The sequence below is a fragment of the Cohnella mopanensis genome, from assembly GCF_022352055.1.
In the GTDB taxonomy this organism is placed as follows: domain Bacteria; phylum Bacillota; class Bacilli; order Paenibacillales; family Paenibacillaceae; genus Cohnella; species Cohnella mopanensis.
Genome location: NZ_JAKRWM010000035.1, coordinates 1 through 8,875, shown reverse-complemented (window position 1 = coordinate 8,875; position 8,875 = coordinate 1). Strand labels below are relative to the sequence as shown.

The window sequence follows — 8,875 nt, the reverse complement described above, 5'->3', positions numbered from 1 at the left end:
TACGAATCCGGTGCAAAGCGGTAGCCTGTATTCTAGAATCAGAGAGTTTGCATTGTATTAGGATTTTTCTAAACAATATATATGAAGCTATTACAGAGACGCCGAACATTTTCGGCGTCTCTGGGGATCAATAGGACGCCAAGGGGGAGAATCAAAGTGCATCATCAAGAACCATTTACTTTGTTTATAATCCAGCATTCGCATATCGACATCGGGTATACAGAGCGTCAAGAGGTTATTACAGAGTACCACAAGCAATTTTTAGAGCAGGCGGTTGAAATGGCGCTTTCTCCAGCACAGCAAACTCGGGACATCAACTCTAAATTCAAATTTATGTGTGAGGGGTTTTGGGCGGTCGAGCAGTACTTGTCAAAAACGGGTAGCGTAGGGAAGGCGCGTTTGGTAGAAGCGCTGAGAGACGGTTCGATAGAATTGAGTGCGACATATTTGCATATGACTGAGCTTCTTGATGAAGGCCACATGAGAGACCTTTTGAAACCGGCAACGGTATTCGCCCGTGAGACGGGTGTGCCACTGCATAGCGCCATGTCTTGTGATGTTAATGGATTCTCCTGGGGAATGGCGGATGCGCTCTTTGATTCAGGTGTGAAATATTTGTCGACAAATATCAACACGCATCACGGTGGATGCCCATTTGGCAAACCCAATGTGCCGTTTTACTGGGAATCGCCAAAAGGAAAACAGATTCTCGTTTGGAATGGCTTGGCCTATCATAAAGCGAATTTGTTAGGACTTATTCCTGGATATAATCCCGTTGGTGACCCTATGGTTCCGGGACTGGATTTCAGCGACTCTTTTGGTTATGTGGATATTCAGGACATTTCTTATGCCGAGAAAACGCTATATTCACTTGTAGATGGACTCCGGAATATAGGATATGAGTTCAGCTTCTTACCCATCATGGGATCGGGATTGTATACCGACAATAGTCCTCCGACCGACTCCTATTGCGATTTGATTAAAGAGTGGAATGATAAGCATGGAGATAAAATCTTGATAAGAACTGCGAATTTATCGGAATTTTTCCAACACCTTGAAAAAGAAGCACCTAATATCCCGGTTTATAGTGGCGATTGGAATGATTGGTGGACGGACGGTGTGATTTCTACACCGCTGGAAACAACGCTCTTTCGCAATGCTCAGCGTATGAAACGGATAGCGGAGCGATTGGATCCAGAAGGTAAATTTGTCTCTGAGGAAGAATGGAAACACGTAACGGAAGCACTTGTATTATATGCAGAGCATACTTGGGGCCACTCCGCTTCATTATCCAAGGCCGGCGATTTCCGAGTACAGCAACTGCATATGCGTAAAATGAAGTATGCCATTGATTCGGATGAGTTTGCATGCAAGGCTTTGGATAAGGTGCTTGCCGGAAAGGGCCAAGGCGATTTCACCGCACGAAGGCCATTTAGCTATAGAGTCATCAACCCGTCGATCGAAGCGAAAACTTCGCTTGCCTATTTGCCACTGGATTATTGGGAAACGCCGATATTCAAGCAAGGGTTTCGTATTGTAGACGAGCAAAGTCGTGAATACGCTTTTGAACAAGTGAATCACTCACTTCGTGGTCAAGAATTATGTATCCAGCTTGTGATGGAACCTTTGGAAGAAAGAGAATTATGGATCGAGTTCTCAGGCCCTGTCCCACAAACAGGTGTTTTATCCGCTACTGTTAAGAACGCTGAACGTTTCGAGAATAACTTGATACGCGTGGAGTGGGACGAGAAACGAGGTGTTCATACGCTAATCCACAAACCAAGTGGTGCGTCGATATTGAAGGATGGGAACGATGGCCTCGGTTCACCGCTTTATCAACTGTTCGAGGGAGGCAATCGTCAGAATGCCGCCGGATTCGGGTACTCGGCTCGCACGATTCCAAATGATGAAATTTACCACGGTCAGCTTAAGCGGATAAGTAATATCGTCAGCAACTGCCATTTCGAAACATGGGCGTTTGAATACGAGGTCCGCGGCACACATTCCTATTTGGCAGAATTCAAATTTTACCGCGCGCTCTCCCGGTTTGATGTGTCGATAAAAATGAACAAAGAAAATACGCTTGATCCGGATGGGGTGTATGTTGCATTCCCATTCCAAACGGAGCAAGGGGTATGGCATCTGGAAAAAGCCGGTGCAATTATTCGGCCTGGAATGGATCGACTCCCGGGAACTTGTGTCGATTATTTCTCTGTGCAAGGTGGAGCGGCGTTAGTTGGTAACCAAGTTGGCGTCTTGCTTAGCATACTTGACGCACCAATGGTACATATCGGCAAGCTTCGCTTATGGGATTTCACGGAGCATATTGAACCGACAGGCACATTATACTCTTGGCTGACGAACAACAAATGGGAAACGAATTTTAAGGCCTCTTGCGGTGGGTATTATGAGTTCCGTTATACGATCGATGTGAGCCAAGAATATCAAGATTCAGACAGTGCAATTCGCGCTGTCCGGGAGAATAATTATGAATTTATCGCTATAAGAAAATAGAATTACAGGGTCTAATCGGTCCTTACTCTGATACTTGAGTGCTCATTTTAATTCTTTCTTGATAAACAAAGGTTCGATGTCGATTTAACGACTAAAGTACTGCAATCAGGACTTCCGCGTGGCGTGTCGCAAGTGTTATCTTTCTGTACAACCAAGCAGCAAAGGAAGTGCAGACATGCCCGAAACGGTATTGAACAAAAAGTGGAAACTATTCGTTATTCATCACTCCCATACGGATATTGGGTATACAGAAAGACAGGAAAAAATCGAGCGATATCATGTGGATTTTATCCGACAAGCTCTCCAGATCTGGGAAGAGGTCAATTCAGGTAAGCGTAACGAATGGAAGGGATTCAAGTGGACCTGCGAGACGTTCTGGGCGGTTGAACGTTTTCTGGAGAAAGCCTCTTTGGACGAGAAGGAGAGGTTTGCAGATGCTTTAAGGCACGGAGATATCGAGCTCTCTGGTACATACTTAAACCTGTCCGAATTGATCGGTTACGATACATTATCCAATAAGCTCCAAGCAGCAGGAAACTATGCGCAATCAATCGGTGTAACGGTAAACGCCTCCATTACCGCGGATGTTAACGGCTACAGCTGGGGATATTCGCAAGCGCTGTACGACGCAGGCATCCAAAATCTGTATTCCTGCGTTCATACGCATCACGGGATGTTTCCGATTGGAAGGAAACAGACGCCGTTTTATTGGGAAACACCGAGAGGAGACAAAGTGCTCGTATGGAACGGCGAGCATTATATGATCGGTAATGATCTAGGGCTGCTACCGAACGGCAGCTTTTCCTACACAATTCAAGACGAATTCTATACAAATGGAGCGGCAGAAGATCATTGGAAGCTGGCCGAGACGAGAATTCAACGTTATCTGGAACAACTTGAATCCGAGTTATACCCCTATGACTTTGCGATCGTCAACGTCAGCGGCTTGCTCACCGACAACGCGCCACCGAGCGGTACGATCATGGAGTTCATTCATGAATGGAATGAGAAGCACGGGGATCGCATCGAGATCGAAATGACCACGCTTCACAAGTTTTTTGAACATGTTCGAACGCAATCCGTCTCGATTCCGGTATACAGGGGGGACTGGCCAGACTGGTGGACCGACGGTACAATTTCTACTGCTGTTCACACGCAAGTCTTCCGCGATGCTCAACGTACGATGCAATTAGCCAAAACCTTAAGCGACACAAACTCGCTGACAGAGTCTCGAATCTCCGATGCAGAGCATCAATTAATGATGTATGCCGAACATACGTGGGGATACCATTCCTCCATCTATGAACCATGGCATCCGATGGTGCATGCGCTTGCTGTACGAAAGGAAGCTTACGCCGCCAACGCAAGCCGACAGGCGTATGAAGTCTTGGATGAATTGCTTTACGGCAAGGGGGCGGCAAATCTCGCGGCAGGACTGCCTTTTCGTTACAAAGTCATCAATCCCTATGAGCATCCCATTCGGGACACGGCGCAATTTTATCTTGAAAATTGGGAGCCTTCCCTATTCACAGACGGATTCGAAGTGTACGAGGAAACAAGCGGCCTGACGGTGCCTCATCAGTTGGAGAAGGTTAGCCGGGGAATTCGGATCACGATTTATCAAGAATTGGCCTCGAAAGAGGAGCGCTATTACCGGATTCGGCCACAAAACCGGTCGACGGCCGTAACAACAAGTAGCATCCGACTTATGGGCCTGGATGGAGTAGATGATCTACTTGACCTGTACCCCGCGGTCGATTCGAGAGGATCGGCAAACGGCATCATGATTGCAGAGAATTATATTGAATCCCCATTTGTTTGCATCCGCTGGGACAGCAATGGAATCTACTCCTGCATCGAAAAAGCATCAGGACGAGAAATGATTCGGACAGATGCACAGCATAGGGCTTTTACACCGGTATACGAGTTGACAAAAGCACCTTCGGAATCGCAGATGGCGGATGTTCGCCGCCGGATGGGGCGCAATCGGAAAGGGATAGACGTACAAAGGCACGTCGGAAAATGGAGTGGCGCCAATTCCATTGTCCAAGGGGAGCTTTACGGGGTTGTAGAGCTCAAATACCTGTTGGAAGGGACAAGTTATTACTCTTTATATTTGAAAGTCTATCGGGATATGGCAAGAGTCGACGTATCTGTCCGTTTGCATAAGAATAGCGTTTGGGATCCTGAGAATGTGTATATTTCTCTACCTTTTGGAACCGATTCGCAAAACGAACAGGTATGGCTTGATAAAGCAGGTGCCCCGGTTCGCCCGGGAATAGACCAGTTGCCGGGAACGCTCATCGATTATTACTGCGTCCAAGAGGGGTACGCCCACCTGTCCGACCGGTTCGGACTTCTTGTATCCACTCCGGATACACCGCTGATTCAGACAGGATCGCTGGAGTATGAAACGAGATTGCTGAATGGTCAGGGAGGTGCGAGAAACGCCGACCGTCCGTTATATTCCTGGGTTCTCAGCAACTATTGGGAAACGAACTTCAAAGCGACGCTTGGCGGCTTCTATGAATTTCAATACAAGCTGCAGTGGGGAGAAGAGTGGGACACGGCGGAGAAGGCTTTCCAGAAATGTTTGGAGTTGAATACGGAGCTGCCCGCTTTTCGAACGAAAGAAGATCTCGAAAAAAGTCCGAATCAATCCTCAATCTGACACTTGAAACCTAACCGGCACGGTCCAGGCAACGTTTAAGACAGAAGTCTCGATCATAGATCGGGACTTCTTTGTTGAATATGATCATTTGTGTTAGAATGAGTGAAAAAAAGTCGAGGTGTGGATATGCTTCCCTTGCAAAGAAAACAGATGCTCCTTAATTATTTAGCGCAACGCGGCGCGGCAACCATGAAAGAGATGAGCGACCACTTCGGCGTGTCGGAAATGACGGTCAGACGTGACCTGAGCGCGCTGGAGCAGGAAAACCGCGTACGGCGCTCGCATGGGGGAGCAGTCTTCCTTGGCGCATTGCCCACAATCGAGGAGCCGGAGGCTTCCGTCAAGCAAGCACGCAATCGCGATATCAAACAGAGGCTGGCCGCCTACGCTGCGGAAACGTTCGTACGGGAACGCGACGTCATTATTCTGGAGAACGGGACGACCGTGTCCCGAATGGCAGAATCGCTGGGCGGATACACGGAATTGACTGTGCTGACGAACGGGGTGGATACGATGAACCTATTCCGCCCTTTCGTTACCGATAGAAGAGCGATGGTTTGCGGCGGCGGCATGCTTCGCGAAGTGTCGGGCACGTTCGTCGGACCGCTGGCGGAGCAGTTTTTCGCGAGCTACCATGCGGACACGCTGTTTATTTCGGCATTGGGATTCACGGTTGAGGACGGTTTTACCGATCCGAACCTGATGGACACGCAGGTGAAAAAAGCAATGATCCAGGCGTCCGACAAAGTCGTCATGATCCTTGATGCTTCCAAGATCGGAAACCGTTATTTTACGACGGTAGCCCATTTGTCCGATATCGATATCTTCGTTACCGATTCAGGTATCCGAGATGCGGATCGGGCGTTAATCGAAAGCAGCGGCGTGGAATTGCACGTCGTATCTATAAATTAGTGTCACTATATGTTCATTTGTGATAATATGTGATATATTATGTTAAAATGAACATGGAGGTTGATCAACCGGTGAACAAATCATATGACAAGTACCCGTTTACTCGAATCGAAAACATGGACAACGAGGCTTGGGCCGGATACAAGGCAATCGGCGAGCGGATTCAAGAGGCGGTTGCCGCAACAGGCAAGAAGCGTGCGGTCGTCATCGTGGAGTGTTATCCGGGGGTCAGGCAGGATGAAATCGTCGCGGGGTTAGCCGATTCGCTCGCTTCCGCTCTGATTCTACGCTCGGAGGATGCGGCGCTGGAGCCGTCCCAAGTGGATCACATTGTCGAGCGATACATGACGGACGATCGGGTATTCGGCTATATGGCTCCGTTCAGAATTGATGAATTTTATGATCCGGCTCGAGTAGAGGCGATGCGTCGTCAGTTGGACGAAGCGGAGAATGGCATAGCGATCGTAATCGGGTTCGGCGCTTCGCTGATCGCCGAAGGCGATGTCGTTGTCTATGCGGACTTGGCCCGTTGGGAAATTCAGCAGCGCTACCGCTCGCAAGAAATCGGCAACTGGCGGACGAACCGGGTTGAAAACGATATTTTGCGTTTATATAAGCGCGGATTTTTCTTCGAGTGGCGGATGGCGGACCGGCTGAAAAAATCGTTGCTGGGCAAAGTTGATTTCTATCTGGATACGAACGTCAAGGATGCTCCGAAGATGGTCACGCGGCAGGCACTGTTTGCCGGATTCGCGCAGACGGCAATCCGGCCGTTCCGGCTTGTGCCTTATTTCGATCCTGGCGTGTGGGGCGGAAAATGGCTAGAAGCAAACATCGAGCTTCCCAAGCGGGAGCATCCGTATGCATGGGGCTTCGACGGAGTTCCGGAGGAGAACAGCCTCTATTTTCAATATGGAGATGTCAGGGTAGAGCTCCCCGCTATTAATCTCGTCTTTTTCGAGTCGATCAAGCTGCTTGGGGAACGGGTTTATGCGCGATTCGGCGCCGAGTTTCCGATTCGCTTCGACTTTCTGGATACGATCGGCGGGGGGAATCTCAGTCTGCAGGTCCACCCGACGGTGGAGTACATCCGTGAGCAATTCGGCATGTCCTACACGCAAGATGAAAGCTACTACATTCTAGATGTCGAGCCGGGAGCAGAAGTGTATTTGGGGCTGAAGGACGGCATTGAACCGGAAGCGATGCTGGCTGACTTACGCAAGGCGGAAAAAGGCGGATTTACGTTCCCTGCGGAGAAATACGTTAACGTATATCCTACGGACAAACACGACCATTTCCTTATACCTGCCGGAACGGTGCATTGCTCGGCTACGGGCTGCATGGTGCTGGAAATCAGCGCAACGCCGTATATTTTCACATTTAAACTATGGGACTGGGATCGTCTCGGCCTCGATGGCAGACCGCGTCCCGTTCACGTGGACCATGGCAGCAAAGTCATCGATTGGAGCCGGTTGACAGATTGGACGACATCGCAGTGCGTCAACCGGATCGATAAGGTGAACGAAGGAGAAGGCTGGACGGAAGAACGTACGGGGCTGCACGAGCTCCAGTTCATCGAAACCCGTCGCTTCTGGTTCTCGGAGCCGGTATTGCATGAAGCGAACGGCAGCGTGCACATGTTGAATCTGGTCGAAGGCGAAGAAGCGACCGTGGAAAGCCCGACCAACGCGTTCGAGCCGTACGTCATCCGTTATGCCGAGACGTTTATCGTCCCTGCTTCCGTCAACGCATATACGATTCGGCCGAGCGGCCCGAGCGCGGGCAAGACGGTCGGCGTTATTAAAGCTTTCGTAAGAGAATAAGGAGGGCGAGAGACGATGGATCGAAACCTCATCCTTGCTTTCGACGTAGGAGGAACGCAGATCAAAGCCGCTGCGGTCATTGGCGGAGCGATCCTCGAAGAGACAATCTCGCATTATGATTCGCACGCCAACCGAAGCGCCGAAGAGATTGTCGCGCACTTCGCGGACATTGCCGTCGATCTCCTCGCGAAAGCGGGGGAAGAGCCGTCGCTCATCGGAGGGATCGGCATGGCATTTCCCGGTCCTTTCGATTACGATGCGGGTGTCAGCTACATACGGGGGCTGAGTAAATTCGAGTCTTTGTACGGCATTCCTTTTGGAGAGCGCTTGGAGGAATCCATTCGATCGCATGGGATGCTGGCTCCTCGTCTTTCCTCGTCCTTCGGCATCCGGTTCGAGAACGACGCCGCGCTGTTCGGACTCGGTGAAGCCGGTTACGGTGAAGCGAGTGAATGCAACAGAGCCGTATGCCTGACGATCGGTACCGGACTCGGTTCCTGCTTCCTGGAGAACGGACGTTTGGTTCAGCGTCGCGACGACGTACCGGATCAGGGCTGGCTTTATAACGTTCCCTATCAAGACAAGATTGCTGACGATTGGATTTCCAGAAGGGGAATCTTGCAATTGGCTTCGGAAATGAGGCTGGAACCGGATGGGCTCGACGTCCGGGATTACGCGATAGCGGCCCTGGACGGAGACCGGCTTGCAGCCGAGCTGTTCGAGACGTTCGGGAGAAGGATGGCTTCGATTCTCGCTTCTTCGCTTCGGGCATTTACCCCAGACCGCATCGTAATCGGGGGCCAAATTTCCAAAAGCGGGATTCTGTTCGTGCCGGCTTTTAAGAAAGAATTGGAGAACGCGGGAGTACTTGCTGATGTGAAACTAAGCAACAACACGCTAAATAGCACGTTTAAGGGCATTTATAACTTAGTTGAAAACAAGATATGAAGCGCCG

Annotated in this window: 5 protein-coding genes; all 5 read left to right on the top strand. The window is 49.9% G+C overall.

Annotation, left to right across the window (positions count from 1 at the left end; all coding sequences use genetic code 11):
- Positions 1 to 156: 156 nt before the first annotated feature.
- The 5 genes from L3D05_RS26025 (at position 157) to L3D05_RS26005 (ending at position 8,868) form a co-directional block, all read left to right on the top strand.
- Entirely contained in the window at positions 157 to 2,514 is a 2,358-nt protein-coding gene (locus tag L3D05_RS26025) for a glycoside hydrolase family 38 N-terminal domain-containing protein (protein WP_239619287.1), read from the top strand.
- 175 nt (positions 2,515 to 2,689) lie between these two features.
- Positions 2,690 to 5,185 carry a glycoside hydrolase family 38 N-terminal domain-containing protein gene (locus L3D05_RS26020; protein WP_239619286.1) on the top strand — a complete coding sequence of 832 codons (2,496 nt, stop codon included), beginning with the start codon at positions 2,690 to 2,692 and terminating at the stop codon, positions 5,183 to 5,185.
- A 126-nt stretch (positions 5,186 to 5,311) separates the two neighbouring features.
- Positions 5,312 to 6,097, top strand: a complete 786-nt coding sequence (locus L3D05_RS26015) for a DeoR/GlpR family DNA-binding transcription regulator (protein ID WP_239619285.1) — start codon at positions 5,312 to 5,314, stop codon at positions 6,095 to 6,097.
- A 116-nt stretch (positions 6,098 to 6,213) separates the two neighbouring features.
- Positions 6,214 to 7,920, top strand: coding sequence for a class I mannose-6-phosphate isomerase (locus L3D05_RS26010; RefSeq protein WP_255807918.1), 1,707 nt, complete (start codon positions 6,214 to 6,216; stop codon positions 7,918 to 7,920).
- 15 nt (positions 7,921 to 7,935) lie between these two features.
- Positions 7,936 to 8,868: an ROK family protein gene (locus L3D05_RS26005; protein ID WP_239619283.1), complete on the top strand. Its 933-nt coding sequence runs from the start codon at positions 7,936 to 7,938 to the stop codon at positions 8,866 to 8,868.
- Positions 8,869 to 8,875 lie beyond the last annotated feature (7 nt).

Excerpts from the sequence above, each read along its gene's own strand:
- L3D05_RS26020 (WP_239619286.1), top strand. The coding sequence starts at position 2,690 with ATGCCCGAAACGGTATTGAACAAAAAGTGGAAACTATTCGTTATTCAT.
- L3D05_RS26015 (WP_239619285.1), top strand. The coding sequence starts at position 5,312 with ATGCTTCCCTTGCAAAGAAAACAGATGCTCCTTAATTATTTAGCGCAA.
- L3D05_RS26010 (WP_255807918.1), top strand. The coding sequence starts at position 6,214 with ATGGACAACGAGGCTTGGGCCGGATACAAGGCAATCGGCGAGCGGATT.
- L3D05_RS26005 (WP_239619283.1), top strand. The coding sequence starts at position 7,936 with ATGGATCGAAACCTCATCCTTGCTTTCGACGTAGGAGGAACGCAGATC.